The sequence below is a fragment of the Streptomyces sp. AM8-1-1 genome (genome assembly GCF_032229325.1).
Taxonomy (GTDB): Bacteria; Actinomycetota; Actinomycetes; order Streptomycetales; family Streptomycetaceae; genus Streptomyces; species Streptomyces achmelvichensis.
Genome location: NZ_CP135086.1, coordinates 5,571,164 through 5,587,906, shown reverse-complemented (window position 1 = coordinate 5,587,906; position 16,743 = coordinate 5,571,164). Strand labels below are relative to the sequence as shown.

The window sequence follows — 16,743 nt, the reverse complement described above, 5'->3', positions numbered from 1 at the left end:
GCCGAACGGCTCAGACCGTTGCCAGGTAGTGCTTGTACCAGGATAAGGACACTCTGGTACCAGGCTGCGAATCGGAGGATCTTCGGATGTGTGAGTGAGACACGTGTCCTTTCCCCCGTTTCCGCCCCCGCCACCGCCACCGTCGGCGGCGGCCCGGTGCTCGGCCCGCTCGGGCTGTTCACCCTTCTTCTCGGCGCGGCACTTCCGCTGATCGACTTCTTCATCGTCAATGTCGCCCTGCCGACCATCGACCACGACCTCGCCGCGGGTCCCGCGATGCTGGAACTGGTCGTCGCCGGCTACGGGCTCTCGTACGCCGTCCTGCTCGTCCTCGGCGGGCGGCTCGGCGACCAGTACGGGCGCCGCCGGCTCTTCCTCGCCGGGATGGCCGCCTTCGGACTGACCTCACTCGCCTGCGGGCTGGCGCCCGACGCCTGGACCCTCGTCGGCGCACGGGTCGCCCAGGGCGCGGCCGCCGCGCTGATGCTGCCGCAGGTGCTGGCCACGATCCAGGCGTCGACCTCGGGACAGCGCAGGGCTCGGGCCATGAGCCTGTACGGCGCCACCGCCGGTCTCGCGATGGTGGCCGGACAGATCGTGGGCGGCGTGCTCGTCGCGGCCGACATCGCGGGCAGCGGCTGGCGGGCGATCTTCCTGGTGAACGTGCCGGTCGCGCTGGCCGGCCTCGTACTGGCGACGCGCTCGGTCCCCGCCACCCGGTCGAAGGACCCGGCGCCCGTCGATCTGCCGGGCACCGTGCTGCTGACCGTCGCCCTGCTCGCGCTGCTGGCTCCGCTGACGGAGGGCCGGGCCGCCGGCTGGCCGCTGTGGACGTGGCTCGCGCTCGGCGCCTTCCCGGTCGCGGCGGCGGTGTTCTGGTGGGTGGAACGGCGCTCGGACCGTCGCGGCCGCACTCCCCTGGTGCCGCCGAGCCTGTTCGCCCAGCCCTCCCTGCGCCGCGGGCTCGCGATGCTGCTGCCGTTCTCGGTCGGCTTCGGCGGCTTCATGTTCGTCATCGCGGTCGCGCTCCAGCAGGGCCTCGGCGCGGGCACGATCGCGTCCGGACTGACACTCGTGCCGATGGCCGTCGCCTTCTTCGTGGCGTCGCTCGCCGGGCCGCGGCTGGTGGTCCGGCACGGCACACGGATCGTCACGGCCGGCGGCCTTCTCCAGGGGCTCGGTGTCGCGGTCCTCGCACTGACCGTGTGGCACGACTGGTCGCACCTGGCGCTCTGGCAGCTCGCCCCCGGTCTCGCCCTCGCGGGCTTCGGCCAGGGGCTCCAACTGCCCGTGCTCTTCCGCGTGGTGCTCTCCGACGTCCCGAACGAGAAGGCGGGCGTGGGCAGCGGGGTGATGGTGACGACCCAGCAGTCCGCGCTGGCCCTGGGTGTGGCCACGCTGGGCTCGCTGTTCCTGTCGCTGACGGAGAGCTCGGGCGCCGGACGGGCGCTGACGGTGACCCTGCTGGTGTGGCTGGGCGTGATCGCGCTGACCACGCTGCTGAGCCTGCGGCTGCCGCGCACCCTGACCTGAGCGGTGCGGTGCGCCGGGGCCAGGGAGTGCGCCGGGACCGGACATGCCCGTGGGCCCGGACCGCCTGTGCGGTCCGGGCCCACGGTTGTGCGTTGTGCGCCTACTGGTTCTGCTCCTCCTGCGGAGCGTCGGTGCCCTCGGCACGCTCGCGCATCTTCCGCAGCAGTTCGGCCTTCTGCTCGGCGGCCGTCTGCCGGTCGGCGTTGCGCGTGGGTCCGTTGGCCTGCTGTTCGGCGCGGGACAGCTTGCGTCGCTGTCCGCCGACTCCGAGAAGGTTGTTCCGGCTCTTGGCCATGGGGTTCTCCCATTCGTGGTGAGAAGTGACTTCGGGAACGTCAGACGGGGGGCGGGTCGGGCCGCCGCCCTCTCACTCGTAGATCTGGAAGAACGAAGACATGAGGGAGACGGTACCGCCTGGCGAGAGGCCGGTCATCCGAATTCGGGGCAGCGTGGCGCACGGCGGTGAGCGAGAGGCGCGTCGCACCCCCGCCTGACAGATAGCGAATGACAGATATTGAAATCTGTCATTCGTTAGGTACGGTAGTGGTGTCAGCGTTTCCTCCACGCACCCCAGGAGCCCCTCATGGCCCCCACCCCCCGCCCCCTCGGCACCACAGGCCCGCTGGTCTCCCCGCTCGGCCTCGGCTGCATGGGCATGTCCGCGCTGTACGGCGAGGCCGACCGCGCCGAGTCCATCGCCACCGTCCACGCCGCCCTCGACGCCGGCATCACCCTGCTCGACACCGGCGACTTCTACGGCATGGGCCACAACGAACTGCTCGTCAACGAGGCCCTGCGCAGCGCGCCGCCGGCCGCCCGCGAGAAGGCCCTCGTCAGCGTCAAGTTCGGCGCGCTGCGCGACGCCGACGGCGGCTGGTCGGGAGTCGACGGCCGGCCCGCCGCGGTGAAGAACTTCGCCGCGTACTCCCTTCAGCGCCTCGGCCGCGACCACATCGACATCTACCGGATCGCCCGCATCGACCCCGGCGTCCCGATCGAGGAGACCGTCGGCGCCATCGCCGAACTGATCGAGGCCGGCCATGTGCGACACGTGGGCCTGTCCGAGGTGGGCGCGGACACCATCCGGCGGGCCGCGTCGGTGGCCCCGATCGCGGATCTCCAGATCGAGTACTCCCTGATCTCGCGCGGCATCGAGGACGAGATCCTGCCGACGACGCGCGAGCTGGGCATCGGCATCACCGCTTACGGCGTGCTCTCCCGCGGGCTGATCAGCGGCCACTTCTCGCACGACCGCGAACTGGCGCCCGGCGACTTCCGCGGCATGAGCCCACGCTTCCAGGGCGAGAACCTGCGCCACAATCTCGACCTCGTCGAGCAGTTGCGGAAGATCGCCGAGCAGAAGGGCATCACCGTCGCGCAGACCGCGATCGCCTGGGTGCTCTCCCGCGGTGAGGACATCGTGCCGCTGGTCGGCGCCCGGCGCCGGGACCGGCTCACCGAGGCCCTCGGCGCGCTCGACGTCACGCTCGACGCCGGTGAGCTCGCGGCCATCGAGGAAGCCGTCCCGGCGGGAGCGGCCGCCGGCGCGCGCTACCCCGAGGCGCAGATGGCCCACCTGGACAGCGAGCACTGAATCCGGTGCAGGCGAACCGGCCGGGTACCGTCGACACCATGCCGACCAGCGAGACCCTGACGACCGAGCGCATCCTGGAAGCCACCGAGGATGTGCTGCGCCGCTACGGCCCGGCGAAGGCCACGGTCGTCGACGTCGCGCGGCTGCTGGGCGTGAGCCACGGCAGCGTGTACCGCCACTTCCGAACGAAGGCGGCGCTGCGGGAGGCCGTGACGGCGCGCTGGCTCGGCCGTACCGAGGACCTGCTCGCGGAGATCACCGAGGCCCCGGCGCCGTCGGCCGGGGAGAAGCTGCGGCACTGGCTGTCGGCGCTCTTCGAGGCCAAACGCCACAAGGCCGGCGACGATCCCGAACTCTTCGCCACCTACAGCGCGCTGATCACCGAGACCAGCGACACGGTGGACCGGCATCTGGCGCTGCTGACCGGCCAGCTCACCCGCATCGTCGAAGAGGGCGTGACGGCGGGCGAGTTCAGAGCCGAGTCGCCCGCGTCCGCGGCGCAGGCGGTGTTCGTCGCGACGGCCCGCTTCCACGACCCCGTGCACGCGCCGGAGTGGCGCAGGCCGGCCATCGAGGACGAATTCCGTGCGGTGTGCGACCTGTTGCTGCGGGGACTGCGTCCCTGAGACCGGTGGAGGTCAGGCCGGACGCGCTCCGGCCGACGGGTCGACGGTCGCCTGATGGACCTCGGCGAGGTGCTCCTCGGCCTTGAGCCAGGGCAGGAACTGCGCACCCTTGCGCCAGCCGCAGGTGTCACAGGTGAGCATCCGCTGCATGCCCGATTTCGCTACATGCACGACGTGTTCGCGGCCGTGCTGGTCCCATCTGCTGACCTTGCTGGTGGTCGTGGACGGCATGGTGTCTTCTCCCGGGTGACGAGTGCGCCCCAGTGTGCAGTACGGACAACATCAACAGGGGACCCTTGTCGCTCTGTTGCCCCGCACGTCGACAACCAGGCGCCCGGCAGCCACCTTTCGGCCCGTCGGAGCCGTACGGACACGGCCGTGCCCGCGCGCGGAAGGAGTCCACGCACACACGCGAAGGCCGGCCGGGCTGTATGCCCGGCCGGCCTTCGGCGATCCGATGGGTACGTCAGCAGCCGAGGAGCCGGGCGCCGAGGTAGGACTGGATCTGGTCGAGGGAGACACGTTCCTGCGTCATGGTGTCGCGCTCGCGCACGGTGACCGCGTTGTCGTCGAGGGTGTCGAAGTCGACGGTGACGCAGAACGGGGTGCCGATCTCGTCCTGACGGCGGTAGCGGCGGCCGATGGCGCCGGCGTCGTCGAACTCGATGTTCCAGTTCTTCCGCAGGTCCGTGGCGAGGCCCTTGGCCTTCGGCGACAGCTGCGCGTTGCGGGAGAGCGGCAGGACGGCGACCTTGACCGGTGCGAGGCGCGGGTCGAGGCGCATCACGGTGCGCTTCTCCATGACGCCCTTGGCGTTCGGGGCCTCGTCCTCGTTGTACGCGTCCAGCAGGAAGGCGAGCATCGCCCGGCCGACACCGGCCGCGGGCTCGATGACGTACGGGGTCCAGCGCTCGCCGGCCTCCTGGTCGAAGAACGACAGGTCGTGGCCGGACGCCTTGGAGTGCGCCGAGAGGTCGTAGTCGGTGCGGTTGGCGACGCCCTCGAGCTCGCCCCACTCGCTGCCGCCGAAGCTGAAGCGGTACTCGATGTCCGCGGTGCGCTTGGAGTAGTGGGAGAGCTTCTCCTGCGGGTGCTCGAACCAGCGCATGTTCTCCTCACGGAGACCCAGGTCGCGGTACCAGTTCCAGCGCTGCTCCATCCAGTATTCCTGCCACTGCTCGTCCTCGCCGGGCTTGACGAAGAACTCCATCTCCATCTGCTCGAACTCGCGGGTGCGGAAGATGAAGTTGCCCGGAGTGATCTCGTTCCGGAAGGACTTGCCCATCTGCGCGATGCCGAACGGCGGCTTCTTGCGCGACGTCTGCTGCACCTGGCCGAAGTTGGTGAAGATGCCCTGAGCGGTCTCGGGACGCAGGTACGCGACCGAGCCCGAGTCCTGGGTCGGGCCGAGGTGCGTGGAGAGCAGGCCGGAGAACTGCTTGGGGTCGGTGAAGGTGCCCTTGTTGCCGCAGTTGGGGCAGTTGAGGTCGGCGAGACCGTTCTCCGGGGCCCGGCCGTTGTGCTTCTCCTCGTACGCCTCGATGAGGTGGTCGGCGCGGTAGCGCTTGTGACAGGAGGTGCACTCGGTCAGCGGGTCGGTGAAGGTGGCGACGTGACCGGAGGCCTCCCAGACCTCGGGGGCCAGGATCACCGACGAGTCGATTCCGACGACGTCCTCGCGCGAGGTGACCATGTAGCGCCACCACTGGCGCTTGATGTTCTCCTTCAGCTCGACGCCCAGCGGCCCGTAGTCCCAGGCGGCTCGCTGGCCGCCGTAGATCTCGCTGCACGGGTAGACGAAGCCACGGCGCTTGCTGAGGCTGACGATGGTGTCGATCTTGTCGGCGGCCACGGTGCTCTCTTCATTAACGACGACGAATGTATGGGGGGTGAGGCGCGGAGCGCTTCGTTGGGGGGTGGCGGTCGGGAGACGGGCGGGCGAATGCTTCAGGTTACCGGCGGGCGCACCCCTCCAATCAAATCGGTAGGGGTACGACCGGCCCGAGGGGCCGCTCAGCAGCTTTGTTGACAATCGTTTCCACTTTTGTTGAAAATGACAGTCATGAACGTACGCCGCCTGATACCCACCACCGTCGCCGCCGGAGCCGTCGCTCTCGGCCTCATGGCCGTGTCCGCCTGCTCGACCTCCGGTGCCGCCGATGGCAAGGACGGCGACGGCAGGCTCAAGGTGGTGGCGTCGTTCTACCCCATGCAGTACCTGGCGGAGCAGATCGGCGGCAGCCATGTCGCCGTCTCCACCCTCACCCGGCCGGGCGTCGAGCCGCACGACCTGGAGCTCAAGCCCCGCCAGACCGCCGAGCTGGGCGAAGCCGGATACATCCTCTACCTCAAGGGCATCCAGCCCGCCGTCGACAAGGCCATCGACGAGTCCGAGGCGAAGAACAAGGTCGATGCCGCCACCCTGACCGAGCTGGAGCACCACGGCACCGAGGGCGGCCACAGCCACGAGGGTGACGAGGCGGCCCACGACGAGCACGCCCACGAGGCGGAGGGCGAGGCGGGCGCCGACCCCCACATCTGGCTCGACCCCGTGAAGTACGCCGAGGTCGCCAAGGGCGTCGGGGCCTCCCTGGAGAAGGCCGACCCCGACCACGCCGCGGACTACCGGAAGAACACCACCGCGCTCGTCACCAAGCTCGACGGCCTGAACACCGCCTTCGAGCAGGGCCTGAAGAACACCACGACGAAGACCTTCATCACCACGCACTCCGCCTTCGGCTACCTCGCCGAGCGCTACGGCCTGGACCAGGAGGGCATCGCGGGCGTCGACCCCGAGTCCGAGCCGAGCCCGGCCCGCATCAAGGCGCTCCAGACCCTGGCGAAGAAGGAGAAGGTCAGCACCGTCTTCTTCGAGACGCTCGCCAGCGACAGGACCGCGAAGACCCTCGCCCAGGACACCGGGCTGAAGACGGCCGTCCTCGACCCGCTCGAGGGAATCACCGAGAGGTCCCAGGGCGATGACTACATCGGCGTGATGCAGTCCAACCTCGCCGCGCTGCAGAAGGCTCTCGGCGCGAAGTGACCCACCCATCCCCATCGGAGGCATCGTGAGCGAGCCCGTCATATCCCTCCGCGGGGCCCAGGCCTCGCTCGGCTCGCGCCCCGTGCTGCGCGGCGTCGACCTCTCCGTGGAGCGCGGTGAGGTCGTCGCGCTGCTCGGCGCGAACGGCTCGGGCAAGTCGACCGCCGTACGCAGCGTGATCGGCCAGGTGCCGCTCACGAGCGGAACGATCACGCTCTTCGGCACCGAGCTGCGCCGGTTCCGCGGGTGGTCGCGCATCGGCTATGTGCCGCAGCGCACCACGGCCGCGAGCGGCGTGCCCGCGACCGTCCGCGAGGTCGTCTCCTCGGGCCGGCTGTCCCGCGCGCGCCTCGGTCTGCTCTCGCGGGCCGACCGCGCGGCCGTGGACCGCGCCATCGAGCTGGTCGGCCTCACCGACCGGGCCAGGGACTCCGTGAACGCCCTGTCCGGCGGGCAGCACCAGCGGGTGCTCATCGCCCGCGCGCTCGCCTGCGAACCCGAACTGCTGATCATGGACGAGCCGATGGCGGGCGTGGACCTGGTCAGCCAGGAGATCCTCGCCGGGACGCTGCGCGAGCAGGTGGCGGCCGGGACGACCGTGCTGCTCGTGCTGCACGAACTGGGCGCGCTGGAGCCGCTCATCGACCGCGCGGTGGTGCTGCGGGACGGCTGCGTCGTCCACGACGGACCGCCGCCCGAGGCCGTGGGCCAGCACGCCCTGCCCGGCCACGACCACGTACATCCGCACGCGGCCGACGAGCCGCTCCGCACGGGACTGCTGACCTGATCATGGAAATCCTCGAGACCGCCTTCATGCAGCGGGCGCTCATCGCGGCCGTACTGGTCGGCATCACCGCGCCCGCCGTCGGCATCTATCTGGTGCAGCGCCGGCAGGCGCTGCTGGGCGACGGCATCGGCCATGTGGCGATGACCGGCGTCGGCCTCGGCTTTCTGCTGTCCACCAACCCGGTGTGGATGGCGACGGCCGTCTCCGTGGTCGGCGCGATCGCGATGGAGCTGATCAGGGCGTACGGACGCACCCGCGGCGACATCGCGCTGGCGATGCTCTTCTACGGCGGTATGGCGGGCGGCGTCCTGCTGATCAACATCTCGGACACCGGCTCGACGGCCAATCTGAGCTCGTTCCTGTTCGGCTCGCTGTCCACGGTGTCCGACGAGGACCTCACGGCGATCTGTGTGCTCGCCGCGTTCGTCGTGCTCGTCTCGCTGGGCCTGCGGCGCCAGTTGTTCGCGGTCAGCCAGGACGAGGAGTTCGCCCGGGTGACGGGGCTGCCGGTGCGGGCGCTGAACCTGCTGATCGCGGTCACCGCGGCGGTCACGGTCTCGGTGGCGATGCGCGTGGTGGGCCTGCTGCTGGTCAGCGCGCTGATGGTGGTGCCGGTGGCGGCGGCGCAGCAGATCTCGCGCTCGTTCCGGGCGACGTTCGCCCTCGCGGTCGGGATCGGTGTCGCGGTCGCGCTGGCCGGCACGACCACGTCGTACTACCAGGACGTCCCGCCGGGAGCGACGATCGTCCTGCTCGCCATCGCGGTCTTCATCACGCTGACCGTGCTGGCAACCCCCCTGGCCAGACGGCGTGCCCGCACGGTCGAGGCGGCCTCGGCGGAGTGCACCGCGGACATGCCCGGCAGCCGCCGTCCCGGCGACGACGTCAAGGTCTGACCGCGGGCCTGGCAGAATTGGGCCCGACAGCATGTGCGGGCGAAGCGAGGAGGCACCTGTGGTGACGGCGCCAACGGGCGGGAACCCCGCCCCAGTGCGAGGCCGGTCGACCCGGCAGCGTGCCGCGGTGGCGGCGGCGCTCGACGAGGTGGACGAGTTCCGCAGCGCGCAGGACCTTCACGACATGCTCAAGCACCGCGGCGATTCGGTGGGTCTGACCACGGTCTACCGCACCCTTCAGTCGCTGGCGGACGCCGGCGAGGTGGATGTCCTGCGCACCAGTGACGGCGAGTCCGTCTACCGGCGCTGCTCGACGGACGACCACCACCATCACCTGGTGTGCCGGGTGTGCGGCAAGGCGGTGGAGGTCGAGGGTCCCGCGGTCGAGCAGTGGGCGGAGACGATCGCCGCGCAGCACGGCTACGTGAACGTGGCGCACACCGTCGAGATCTTCGGCACCTGCGCGGACTGCGCGAGCGCCCCTGCGCAGGCCTGACCCGGCAACGGCGCGCTCCGGACCGGAGCGCGCCGCCCCTCAGCGTTCGTAGCAGTTGTAGGTGCCGTCGGCGTTGCGGGCGACGCTGTTGCTGTCGCCGCAGTGCAGGGCCGGTGCGAGCGTGTTCAGACGCCACACCAGCGATACGGCCAGACACGCGGTCGCGAGCACGGCGAGGCGGGAGCGGCGGCCGGCGAACACCATGGCCGCCGCCGTCGCCACCGCCGCCGCGCGCAGAAAGAAGTACGCGACATCGGCGCGGTTCTCACGGAGGCCGTCGAGGGTCTCCATCTCGAACGTGAACACGAAGCTCAGGTAGGTGGCGAGCGCCGCGACCGCGAAGAGCGCGACGCTGCCACATCCCCGGCCGGTCACGCAGTGGTGCCCTCGGGGCGGCCGCGCATCGCTTCCAGTTCCTCGTTCGGGATGGCACCGCCGAAACGGCGGTCCCGCTGGGCGTACTCCAGGCAGGCACGCCACAGGTCACGCCGGTCGAAGTCCGGCCACAGCACGTCCTGGAAGACCATCTCGGCGTAACTGCTCTGCCAGATCAGGTAGTTCGACGTGCGCTGCTCGCCGCTCGGACGCAGGAACAGATCCACGTCCGGCATGTCCGGGTAGTATAGGTACTTCTGGAACGTCTTCTCGTTCACCTTCGACGGGTCCAGCTTCCCCGCCGCCACATCGCGCGCGATGCCCTGCGCGGCGTCCGCGAGCTCGGCCCGGCCGCCGTAGTTCACGCAGAAGTACAGCGTCATCGCGTCGTTGTCCTTGGTCTGCTCCTGGGCGATCTGGAGCTCCTGGACGACCGACTTCCACATCTTCGGCATCCGGCCGACCCAGCGGATACGGATACCGAGCTCGTCCATCTCGTCACGGCGGCGGCGGATGACGTCACGGTTGAAGTTCATCAGGAAGCGCACCTCGTCGGGCGAACGCTTCCAGTTCTCGGTGGAGAAGGCGTAGAGGGAGAGGTTCTTCACTCCCATCTCCAGGCAGCCCTTGAGCACGTCCAGCACGACGGCCTCGCCGACCTTGTGGCCCTCGGTGCGGGGCAGACCGCGCTCCTTGGCCCAGCGGCCGTTGCCGTCCATCACGCAGGCCACATGGCCCGGCACCAGCTCGCCCGGGATCTTCGGCGGGCGGGCGCCGGAGGGGTGCGGCTCGGGGACCTTGTACTCGCGGCGGGACCGGCCCAGGATTCCGCGTCGTGCCATGCGGCTCACATCTCCTATTTCTGCTACTTCTCGACGTACCGGAGGGAGCGCAGTCCGCGCTCCAAGTGCCAGTGCAGGTACGCGGACACCAGTCCGCTGCCCTCCCTGACGTGGCGCGCCTCGCACGCGTCCGCCGTGGGCCAGTCGCCGGTCAGCAGCGCGCTGAGCAGTGCGATGGCCTCCGCAGAGGGTACGACGCTGCCGGGCACCCGGCAGTCGCCGCATATGACGCCGCCCGCGGCCACCGAGAAGAAGCGGTTCGGCCCGTGGAGGCCGCACTTCGCGCAGTCGTCGAAGCTGGGCGCGTAGCCGTTGACGGCGAGAGAGCGCAGCAGGAAGGCGTCGAGGATCAGGTGGGGGGCGTGCTCGCCGCGGGCGAGGGTGCGCAGCCCGCCGACGAGGAGGAGGTACTGCTGGACGGCCGGCTCGCCCTCGTGGTCGGTGAACCGCTCGGCGGTCTCGAGCATGGCGGTGCCGGCGGTGTAGCGGGCGTAGTCGGAGACGATGCCGCCGCCGTAGGGGGCGATGGTCTCGCTCTGGGTGCACAGCGGCAGCCCGCGCCCGACGAGCTCGCTGCCGCGGGCGAAGAACTGCACGTCGACGTGCGAGAAGGGTTCGAGCCGCGCGCCGAACTTCGACTTGGTCCGCCGCACCCCGCGGGCGACGGCCCGCACACGCCCGTGCCCCCGCGTGAGCAACGTGATGATGCGGTCGGCTTCACCCAGCTTCTGGGTGCGCAGCACGACACCGTCGTCACGGAACAGACTCACCGCACACCCCCACCCGCCCACGACCGGGGGCCCGGGGGTGGCCCCCCGGATGAGCACAGCATGATGCGGTCGGCTTCACCCAGCTTCTGGGTGCGCAGCACGACACCGTCGTCACGGAACAGACTCACCGCACACCCCCACCCGCCCACGACCGGGGGCCCGGGGGTGGCCCCCCGGATGAGCACAGCATGATGCGGCCGGCCTCGCCCCACTTCTGGGTGCGCAGCACGACACCGTCGTCACGGAACAGGCTCATGCGCTCCATTCTCCCGTACGCCGTCCTCTGCGCGGCCCTCAGGGCCGAACCGGTGGGGTACCGGGCCCCGAGGCCCGCCGCCGGGCCGACGCGGGGCGCGCCGGGGGGAACGCTCGTACAGTGGAATCAGCCGGTTCCCCCGCCGCAGCGCCCGCCCCCTGGGCCCGCCTGCCGCCCCGGAGCCGGCCGACACCCCTTCACCCCCGAGCAACGCCCATCCGGCGCTGATCCATCACGAAGGGCAGTGACATGCAACTCGCTTACGACTATCCCCTGCTGGGAGCCATGTGGACGGTCCTCTGGATCTCCCTGTGGGTGCTCTGGTTCTTCCTGCTCTTCCGGATCATCGGCGACATCTTCCGGGACGACACGCTCAGCGGCGGGATGAAGACCGTCTGGCTCCTGTTCGTCATCCTGCTCCCCTTCCTCGGGGTCTTCGTCTACGTCGTCGCCCGCGGCCGCGGCATGGGCCGGCGCGAGCAGAAGCATGCCGAGGACCAGAAGAAGGCCCTCGACGAGTACATCCGCAGCACCGCCGGCGGCCCGAGCGAGGTGGAGCAGCTCGCGAAGCTGTCCGAGATCCGGGCCCGCGGCGACATCTCGGACGCGGAGTTCAACCGCGCGAAGGAGAAGATCCTGCACTGAGGAGGCACATCACCCGCCCCGGGGAGCGCCGGCTCACGCCTCCAGGCGCTCCTCGAGGCGCACGGTGACCGAGTCCCCCGCCTCCTTGCCGATCGCCTTTCGCACATCCGCCTTCACCGGCAGCTTGTGCGTGCCGTTCCCCAGCGCCATGAAGGAGCTGCGGAACGGGTGTCCGTCGATCGTGCCGCGGACCTTGACCAGGCCCCGGGTGCCGAAGTACTCCACCGACTCCGGCCATACGAGATAGGTCCAGCCGCCCTTGCTCGGGCTCTTCACCAGGGTGGCGGTGAACTGCTTGTTCATGACGGTGCCCTCACAGTCCTGTCGTCGGCTCTGCAGGATGGACCGCCGCGGCGGTCGGAACTCATCGCAGCCGGCGGCCCTGCCGCTTGTCCCGTGAGTGGCCGCCCCGCAGCCGCGTCATCTCGGCGTCCTTGCCGATCGCCCGGGCCAGCACCACGCCGAGGATGATGAGGGCCACGCCGAACCACGACGCCGACGCGTCGAAGACCAGGGCGAGGATGCCCATCGGGATGAGCAGGCCGGCCAGCGGGGTGAGCAGATGGCGGACCGGCGGCGGGTGCCCGTCGGACCGGCGGCTGCGGACGACCTGCGGGTACCACTCGGTGAAGCTCACCGCCATCACGATCGCCGCGATCTGGACGACCCAGCCCGTCCAGAGGTTGTTCGGGTTGTGCAGCACCAGATCGCCGTAGCCGCCCGCGATGGCCGCCACCAGGAAGGCGAGGCCCCAGGCACCGGTGATCACCTGGTTGGCATGGCGGAACTCCGGCGAGTCCCAGTACTCCTTGCCGACGCGCTCGCGTGCGTACTGGAGGGTGAAGGGCATCCCGGCGGCCATCGAGCCGAACGCGATGACCACCAGTGCGAGGTTGGACAGCTCACCCGCGTAGGTCTCCAGCCAGTTCAGCGTGCCCTCGGAGGCCACGGCTCCGATCACCGCCAGCGCGGCGAAGAAGACGATGTCCGCCACTTCCAGCAGCTTGACCGACCTGCCACGGTGGAGCACCCGCCCGAGCACCACGAGCAGCACCACCACCGCGAGGGCGAGGCCCACGGCCAGCTCGAACCGCCCGGGGCCGACCAGCACCGAGAAGATGATCCACGGGGACATGCCGGCGACGGGGTTCTCCAGGGCGGCTTCCAGCCGGCCACCGGGTACCGAGCCTGCGGCAGCGTTCATGGGCGCGCCCCTTCGCCGGGCCGGTCTGCCCCGGCGCTCCTGTCCCGCTGTGGCCGGTGTCGGCCCCCGACGGGTTTCCTGGTACCAGCGTGCAGCGGGATCCCGGTCGCTGCGACGTGAGGGCGTCCGGTTAGGGTGTCCTTACCTATGCCACTCCAGGCTTCAGGTCATAGATCAGGCTTATGGGCTCATAGGCATGTGACGGGTACCGCGGCAGCAGCGTCGTTGCCAGGGTGAACAGGCGAGACATCCCTGCCATCCCACGACCCGCACCGCTGTCCCGCCCCGTGGACCACGCTCGAAGGGAACATTCCATGCCCCGCCCTCTGCGGATCGCGATCGTCGGTGCCGGCCCGGCCGGAATCTACGCCGCCGACGCCCTGCTGAAGTCCGAGGCCGCGGTCGAGCCCGGCGTCTCCATCGACCTCTTCGAGCGGATGCCCGCACCGTTCGGGCTGATCCGCTACGGCGTCGCGCCCGACCACCCGCGCATCAAGGGCATCATCACCGCGCTGCACCAGGTGCTCGACAAGCCCCAGATACGCCTCTTCGGCAACGTCGACTACCCGAGTGACATCGGCCTGGACGATCTGCACGAGTTCTACGACGCGGTGATCTTCTCCACCGGCGCCGAGGCGGACCGGGCGCTGGACATCCCGGGCATCGAGCTGGACGGCTCGTACGGGGCGGCCGACTTCGTCTCCTGGTACGACGGCCACCCGGAGGTGCCGCGCGAGTGGCCGCTGGAGGCCGAGAAGGTGGCCGTCCTCGGTGTCGGCAACGTGGCCCTGGACGTCGCCCGCATCCTGGCGAAGACCGCGGACGAGCTCCTTCCGACGGAGATCCCGCCGAACGTGTACGCCGGGCTCGCCGCCAACAAGGCCCTCGAGGTGCACGTCTTCGGCCGGCGCGGTCCCGCGCAGGCCAAGTTCAGCCCGATGGAGCTGCGCGAGCTCGACCACTCGCCGAACATCGAGGTCATCGTCGACCCCGAGGACATCGACTACGACGAGGGCTCGATCGCCACCCGCCGCGCCAACAAGCAGGCGGACATGGTGGCGAAGACGCTGGAGAACTGGGCGATCCGCGATGTCGGCGACCGCCCCCACAAGCTGTTCCTGCACTTCTTCGAGTCGCCCGTCGAGGTCGTCGGTGAGGACGGCAAGGTCGTCGGCCTGCGGACCGAGCGCACGCAGCTCGACGGCACGGGCAACGTCACCGGCACGGGCGCCGTGCGCACCTGGGACATCCAGTCCGTGTACCGCGCGGTCGGCTACCTCTCCGAGGAACTGCCCAAGCTGCCCTTCGACCTCCTCACCGGCACGGTCCCCCACGAGGGCGGCCGTGTGATCGAGGCCGGCGAGCACCTCCGGTCGACGTATGTGACCGGCTGGATCAAGCGCGGCCCGGTCGGCCTCATCGGCCACACCAAGGGCGACGCGAACGAGACGGTCGCCAACCTCCTGGACGACCACGCGGGCGGCCGGCTGCTCACGCCCGTCGCACCGGGCCCGGAGGCCGTCGTGGCGTTCCTGGAGGACCGCAACGTCCGCTACACCACCTGGGACGGCTGGTACCGGCTGGACGAGGCCGAGCGGGCGCTGGGCGAGGCCGAGGGACGCGAGCGCGTGAAGATCGTCGAGCGCGACGAGATGCTGAAGGCGAGCGGCGCCTGAGCGTCCGGCTGCTCATCCGCCGCCCGGGACCACCAGTCCCGACTCGTAGGCCACGATGACGAGTTGGGCACGGTCACGGGCGGCGAGCTTGCCCATGATCCGGCTGACGTGCGTCTTCGCCGTGAGCGGTGAGAGACCGAGCACCTCGCCGATCTCGCTGTTGTTCAGTCCTCGCGCGACGAGCGCGAGGACCTGGCGCTCCCGGTCGGTCAGATCCTCGGGCCCGCCGGCCGGCGGGGCCTGGGGGGCACTCAGCACCCGGGCGATCAGCCGGGAGGTGGGCCCCGGGGAGAGCAGCGCCTCCCCCGCCGCGACGGTCCTGATCGCGGCCAGCAGTTCAGCCGGCTTGGTGTCCTTCACCAGGAAGCCGGACGCGCCCGCGCGCAGTGCCTCGACGATGTGGTCGTCGGTGTCGTACGTCGTCAGCACGAGCACCTTCACCCCGGCGAGGTCGTCGTCGGCGGCGATGAGCCGGGTGGCCTCGATGCCGTCGAGTTCGGGCATCCGGATGTCCATGACGACGACGTCCGCCCGTTCGGTGCGGGCGAGTTCGACCGCTTCGGCGCCGTTGCGCGCCTGCGCGACGACCTCCATGTCACGCGCCGACTCGACGAGCATCGCGAACGAGGCGCGCACGAGCGCCTGGTCGTCCGCGAGCAGCACACGGATCACGCTCATGCGGAGACCTCCGACTGCCGGAGCGGCAGGACCGCCGCCACTTCGAACCCGCCGCCGTCCCGCGGGCCTGCCGACAGTGTGCCGCCGACGCTCCGTGCCCGCTCGCGCATGCCGATGATTCCGTAGCCCGCGCCGTCCGCGGCCGTGGTCACGGGCCCAACACCGCCTCCGTCGCCGTCGTCGGTGACGGTGACCGTCAACTCCCCTCCCCGGTCCAGAACCGTCACCGAGATGCCCGTGCCCGGGCCGCCGTGGCGTACGGCGTTGGTGAGCGACTCCTGCACGATCCGGTACGCGGCCGCCTGCACGGCCGACGGCAACGGCCCGTCGCCCGTGCGCAGGGTCAGCCGCGCCTCTGCGGCCCGTACGAGGTCGGGAAGGGCCGCGAGATCGGGCAGCGGGCCGTCCCAGTCCGGCCCGTCGGCCCTGAGCACCTCCAGCGTCGTGCGCAGTTCGCCGCGTGCCGTGCGGCAGGTCTCCGCGATGTCGTCGAGGGCTTTGGCGATCGCGGCCCGGTCGAGCCGGTCGGGATCGACGGTCAGGACGTGGGAGGCGACGGAGGTCTGGACGCCGATGAGCGTGATGGAGTGCGCGAGCAGGTCGTGCAGATCACGGGCGATACGCAGCCGCTCCTCGGCGACCCGGCGGGCGGCCTCCTCCTCGCGGGTGCGTTCGGCGTGTTCGGCGCGGCGGACGACCGAGGCGACGTAGCGGCGGTAGACGCGCACGTCCACACCGAAGACGAGCACGGCGAAGATCCAGCCGGAGGTGCGCAGGGCCTCCAGTCCCTCGTCGGCGCCGACGCCGAACATCACCGTGAGAGTGAGCCCGATGACGCCGAAGCCGACGAGGAGGGTGACGCGCGGACGGGCGGTGGCCGCCAGCGTGTAGAGGGCGATCAGCGAGGCCGGGAGCGGTGCCGCATGGGTGTTGTCCATCGCGTGGTACGGAGCCACGCACAGCAGCACGAGGGCGAGGACGAGGCCGGGGTGCTCGCGTCGCCAGGCGAGCGGGACGACCGCCCCGGCCAGGAGCAGCCAGCCCAGCGCGTCCGGGTCGCGCCCGTCGTTCACGACCAGACCGAGAAGGAGGGCGAGGGCGGCGACGGCCACGGTGAGGACGGCGTCGTTGCGTCGGCGGTTCGGCGCGGTCAGGGGGTCACGGCTGACGGCCGTCAGCACCCGCTCGCCGAGCCTCGGGTGGGGCCGGGCGCTGGGCGGGCTGGTCACGGGTGGCGGGGACACGGCATCCATCCTGCGTGATGGTCGGAGAGGTGGTGGTGGTGAGGGTGCGGGGTGCCCGCGTCCGGGCACCCCGCGTCC

At 70.6% G+C, this 16,743-nt stretch carries 19 protein-coding genes; 9 read left to right on the top strand and 10 right to left on the bottom strand.

Annotated elements, in window-relative coordinates:
* The first annotated feature begins 90 nt into the window (after positions 1-90).
* Positions 91-1,533 (top strand): MFS transporter, encoded by a 1,443-nt coding sequence (locus RPQ07_RS25045; protein ID WP_413777778.1) that lies wholly within the window; start codon positions 91-93, stop codon positions 1,531-1,533.
* 100 nt (positions 1,534-1,633) lie between these two features.
* Here the strand turns inward: RPQ07_RS25045 and RPQ07_RS25040 are convergent, their stop codons facing one another.
* Positions 1,634-1,828 carry a DUF6243 family protein gene (locus RPQ07_RS25040; RefSeq protein WP_313946424.1) on the bottom strand — a complete coding sequence of 65 codons (195 nt, stop codon included), beginning with the start codon at positions 1,826-1,828 and terminating at the stop codon, positions 1,634-1,636.
* A gap of 288 nt (positions 1,829-2,116) precedes the next feature.
* Here RPQ07_RS25040 and RPQ07_RS25035 point away from each other — a divergent pair, with 288 nt between their 5' ends.
* Together RPQ07_RS25035 and RPQ07_RS25030 are read left to right on the top strand one after the other, a co-directional pair.
* Complete coding sequence (locus RPQ07_RS25035) at positions 2,117-3,127, top strand: aldo/keto reductase (protein ID WP_313946423.1); 1,011 nt, start codon at positions 2,117-2,119, stop codon at positions 3,125-3,127.
* 38 nt (positions 3,128-3,165) lie between these two features.
* Positions 3,166-3,753, top strand: a complete 588-nt coding sequence (locus RPQ07_RS25030; protein ID WP_313946422.1) for a TetR family transcriptional regulator — start codon at positions 3,166-3,168, stop codon at positions 3,751-3,753.
* 12 nt (positions 3,754-3,765) lie between these two features.
* Here the strand turns inward: RPQ07_RS25030 and RPQ07_RS25025 are convergent, their stop codons facing one another.
* Together RPQ07_RS25025 and RPQ07_RS25020 are read right to left on the bottom strand one after the other, a co-directional pair.
* Positions 3,766-3,984, bottom strand: a complete 219-nt coding sequence (locus RPQ07_RS25025; RefSeq protein ID WP_313946421.1) for a hypothetical protein — start codon at positions 3,982-3,984, stop codon at positions 3,766-3,768.
* 235 nt (positions 3,985-4,219) lie between these two features.
* Positions 4,220-5,605 (bottom strand): glycine--tRNA ligase, encoded by a 1,386-nt coding sequence (locus RPQ07_RS25020; protein WP_313946420.1) that lies wholly within the window; start codon positions 5,603-5,605, stop codon positions 4,220-4,222.
* Positions 5,606-5,815: 210 nt separating this feature from the next.
* Here RPQ07_RS25020 and RPQ07_RS25015 point away from each other — a divergent pair, with 210 nt between their 5' ends.
* The 4 genes from RPQ07_RS25015 to RPQ07_RS25000 are packed head-to-tail and all read left to right on the top strand — an operon-like array spanning position 5,816 to position 8,975.
* A complete protein-coding gene (locus RPQ07_RS25015) occupies positions 5,816-6,796 on the top strand; it encodes a metal ABC transporter substrate-binding protein (RefSeq protein ID WP_313946419.1) in 981 nt (326 codons plus the stop codon).
* Positions 6,797-6,818: 22 nt separating this feature from the next.
* Positions 6,819-7,583, top strand: a complete 765-nt coding sequence (locus RPQ07_RS25010; RefSeq protein ID WP_313949020.1) for a metal ABC transporter ATP-binding protein — start codon at positions 6,819-6,821, stop codon at positions 7,581-7,583.
* Positions 7,584-7,585: 2 nt separating this feature from the next.
* Positions 7,586-8,479, top strand: a complete 894-nt coding sequence (locus RPQ07_RS25005; RefSeq protein ID WP_313946418.1) for a metal ABC transporter permease — start codon at positions 7,586-7,588, stop codon at positions 8,477-8,479.
* A gap of 58 nt (positions 8,480-8,537) precedes the next feature.
* A complete protein-coding gene (locus RPQ07_RS25000) occupies positions 8,538-8,975 on the top strand; it encodes a transcriptional repressor (RefSeq protein WP_313946417.1) in 438 nt (145 codons plus the stop codon).
* A gap of 39 nt (positions 8,976-9,014) precedes the next feature.
* Here the strand turns inward: RPQ07_RS25000 and RPQ07_RS24995 are convergent, their stop codons facing one another.
* Genes RPQ07_RS24995 through recO form a run of 3 tightly spaced genes read right to left on the bottom strand, consistent with a single transcriptional unit; the run spans position 9,015 to position 10,962 of the window.
* Positions 9,015-9,350, bottom strand: coding sequence for a hypothetical protein (locus RPQ07_RS24995; RefSeq protein WP_313946416.1), 336 nt, complete (start codon positions 9,348-9,350; stop codon positions 9,015-9,017).
* On the bottom strand, positions 9,347-10,192 hold the full coding sequence (locus RPQ07_RS24990) for an isoprenyl transferase (RefSeq protein ID WP_313946415.1): 846 nt from the start codon (positions 10,190-10,192) through the stop codon (positions 9,347-9,349). Before RPQ07_RS24990 ends, RPQ07_RS24995 begins: the two co-directional genes overlap by 4 nt.
* Positions 10,193-10,215: 23 nt before the next feature.
* Positions 10,216-10,962, bottom strand: coding sequence for a DNA repair protein RecO (recO, locus tag RPQ07_RS24985; RefSeq protein ID WP_313946414.1), 747 nt, complete (start codon positions 10,960-10,962; stop codon positions 10,216-10,218).
* 505 nt (positions 10,963-11,467) lie between these two features.
* On the opposite strand from recO, the gene RPQ07_RS24980 reads away from it, so the two are divergent.
* Entirely contained in the window at positions 11,468-11,863 is a 396-nt protein-coding gene (locus RPQ07_RS24980; RefSeq protein ID WP_313946413.1) for an SHOCT domain-containing protein, read from the top strand.
* A 33-nt stretch (positions 11,864-11,896) separates the two neighbouring features.
* On the opposite strand, the gene RPQ07_RS24975 is transcribed toward RPQ07_RS24980, so the two are convergent.
* Both RPQ07_RS24975 and RPQ07_RS24970 read right to left on the bottom strand, forming a co-directional pair.
* The gene (locus RPQ07_RS24975; RefSeq protein WP_313946412.1) at positions 11,897-12,166 is read right to left on the bottom strand and encodes a DUF1905 domain-containing protein; all 270 of its coding nucleotides are present in this window, start codon (positions 12,164-12,166) and stop codon (positions 11,897-11,899) included.
* A 61-nt stretch (positions 12,167-12,227) separates the two neighbouring features.
* Positions 12,228-13,067: a hypothetical protein gene (locus RPQ07_RS24970; RefSeq protein ID WP_313946411.1), complete on the bottom strand. Its 840-nt coding sequence runs from the start codon at positions 13,065-13,067 to the stop codon at positions 12,228-12,230.
* A 314-nt stretch (positions 13,068-13,381) separates the two neighbouring features.
* On the opposite strand from RPQ07_RS24970, the gene RPQ07_RS24965 reads away from it, so the two are divergent.
* On the top strand, positions 13,382-14,743 hold the full coding sequence (locus RPQ07_RS24965; RefSeq protein WP_313946410.1) for an FAD-dependent oxidoreductase: 1,362 nt from the start codon (positions 13,382-13,384) through the stop codon (positions 14,741-14,743).
* 12 nt (positions 14,744-14,755) lie between these two features.
* Here RPQ07_RS24965 and RPQ07_RS24960 read toward each other — a convergent pair whose 3' ends face one another.
* A complete protein-coding gene (locus tag RPQ07_RS24960; RefSeq protein ID WP_313946409.1) occupies positions 14,756-15,421 on the bottom strand; it encodes a response regulator transcription factor in 666 nt (221 codons plus the stop codon).
* Positions 15,418-16,674: a sensor histidine kinase gene (locus tag RPQ07_RS24955; RefSeq protein WP_413777777.1), complete on the bottom strand. Its 1,257-nt coding sequence runs from the start codon at positions 16,672-16,674 to the stop codon at positions 15,418-15,420. Before RPQ07_RS24955 ends, RPQ07_RS24960 begins: the two co-directional genes overlap by 4 nt.
* Positions 16,675-16,743 lie beyond the last annotated feature (69 nt).